At 65.8% G+C, this 2163-nt stretch carries 1 protein-coding gene; it reads left to right on the top strand.

The annotated features are described in order from the left end of the window. Positions 1-610: 610 nt before the first annotated feature. Positions 611-2029, top strand: coding sequence for a group II intron reverse transcriptase/maturase (gene ltrA / locus LN042_RS36660; RefSeq protein ID WP_230055799.1), 1419 nt, complete (start codon positions 611-613; stop codon positions 2027-2029). Positions 2030-2163 lie beyond the last annotated feature (134 nt).

Genomic DNA, 2163 nt, shown 5'->3' with positions numbered 1-2163 from the left:
GACGTCGTGCGCCACGAGGCGCTGAGTAACCGAGCGGAGATGAAAGGGCTCCGCCGCCTGGCTGTCGCAGCAGCCAGGTAGAAGCTGAGGGCAGCCTGATCCGGGAGACGCCGGGGAGGGCGGAAAGCAGCCCTGACAACGACGGGACGCATCGGCACTGCCAGACGGTGCGGGTCCGGCAAGCGAGACGAGAAGGTGTACGAGAGGAACCAGTGCGAAAGTTCCGTAAGCCCAGTGCCGGCTCGAACCTGGTGGATCAGGGCCGGTTTGCAGTGCTTGTGCCGCCGTGTGGTCGGGCGGCCATCTCCGAAGTCGGCCGACGTCGCCGACGAGGAGGCCACGCTGAAGGACTGCGGCGTAGGCGTGGCGATGCTGCCGGGACAGAGCTGGGCACCTCCCTCGTCGATCGGTACTCAGTGAACGTGGGAACCATCCGTGTCCGCCCTACCGGCCCTGGCATCCAGCCCGGTTCGGGGGCAGGCCCGTCGTCGGCTGACGGTCACGGGTGGGGCGGAGGCCTCGTAGTAGTCCGAGCGGAGGAAAGCTCCGCACATGGCGAAGGAGGCCAGCAAGTCAGCGGAGAGGTTGCTGGAATGCCTGGAGACCGTTGGTGAACACCGATGAACTGGAGCTCGCGCTGATGCGGGCCGAGCGCCGGGTACAGGAGATCCAGACCAAACTGCACCGTTGGGCGACCGACGATCCCGATCGCCGGTTCGATGACCTGTACAACCTTGTCTGCGACCCGGGCTTCCTCCTGGTGGCCTGGGCTCGCGTGCGGGGCAACAAGGGAGCACGCACGGCTGGAGTGGACGGCCAAACCGCCTACTACGTCGAGACCGTGCAAGGGGTCGAGGTCTTCCTCGACCAGTTGCGGAGCGAGTTGAAGGACCGCAACTTCCGCCCAATTCCCGTGCGGGAGCGGATGATCCCGAAACCGGGGACGACCAAGCGTCGCCGCCTGGGGATCCCCGCCCTGCGCGACCGGGTGGTCCAAGGCGCCCTCAAACTGGTTCTGGAGCCCGTGTTCGAGGCGGATTTCCTCCCGTGTTCCTACGGGTTCCGCCCCAAGCGCCGGGCCCATGACGCGGTGGCCGAGGTGCACCACTTCGTGTCCCGTTCGTATGAATGGGTCGTGGAGGGGGACATCAAAGCCTGCTTCGACGAGATCTCACACTCAGCCCTGATGGGCCGAATCCGTGAACGAGTCGGAGACAGGCGCGTCCTGTCCCTGGTGAAGGCATTCCTGAAGGCCGGGATCCTCACCGAGGACGGGACGCTCGCGGAAACCAGGGCCGGGACCCCGCAGGGTGGGATCCTCTCCCCCGTAATCGCCAACGTCGCGCTGTCGGTACTCGACGAACACTTCGCCAAGTACCAATACAGCAAGGTCGACAGGGACCGAAGGCGTCGCCACGGGCTGCCGAACTGCCGACTCGTCCGCTACGCGGATGACTGGGTCCTGGCAGTCGCAGGTACCCGTGAACACGCCGAGGACCTGCGCGCGGAGGCAGCGGAGGTCTTGTCCACGATGGGCCTGCGCCTGTCGCCGGAGAAGACGCTGATCACCCACATCGACAAGGGCCTTGACTTCCTCGGATGGCGCCTCCAGCGCCACCGCAAGCGAGGCACGAACAAGCACTACGTCTACACCTACCCGGCCAAGAAGGTGCTGGCCGCCGTCATGGCCCGGATCAAGACGTTGTGCAGGCAGGACAAGAACCTGCCGCTCGCAGTCCTGTTGCGTCACCTCAATTCGATGCTGCGGGGCTGGACCGCCTACTTCCGCTACGGCTGCTCCAGTAGGAGTTTCGCTTATGTAAAGGCCTACTTGTGGCAGCGGGTCTTCGGATGGTTGCGCCGCAAGCACCCGAAGACCACCTGGAAGGAACTTCGTCGCCGCTTCACCTGCGACGGATGGTGGCCCGCCGACGGGGAGGTGATCTTGTTCAACCCGACCGGGGTAGGCACGCGTCGCTACTCCTATCGAGGAACCAAGATCCCCACCCCCTGGCCGAGCACAGGATAAGGGCCACCCCCACCCGACGGGGCTTGTGGAGAGCCGGATGCTTGGAGACGGGCACGTCCGGTTCGGAGGGCGGGCCGGGGAAACGGACTGCTGGGAACAGCAGCACCGCGCCCCGGTCCGACCCCTACCACCTC

Origin of the sequence: Kitasatospora humi (assembly GCF_020907985.1) — a bacterium.
GTDB classification, from domain to species: domain Bacteria; phylum Actinomycetota; class Actinomycetes; order Streptomycetales; family Streptomycetaceae; genus Kitasatospora; species Kitasatospora humi.
The sequence above is the reverse complement of the archived record's forward strand: the minus strand, read 5'-3'. Positions and strand labels throughout refer to the sequence as shown.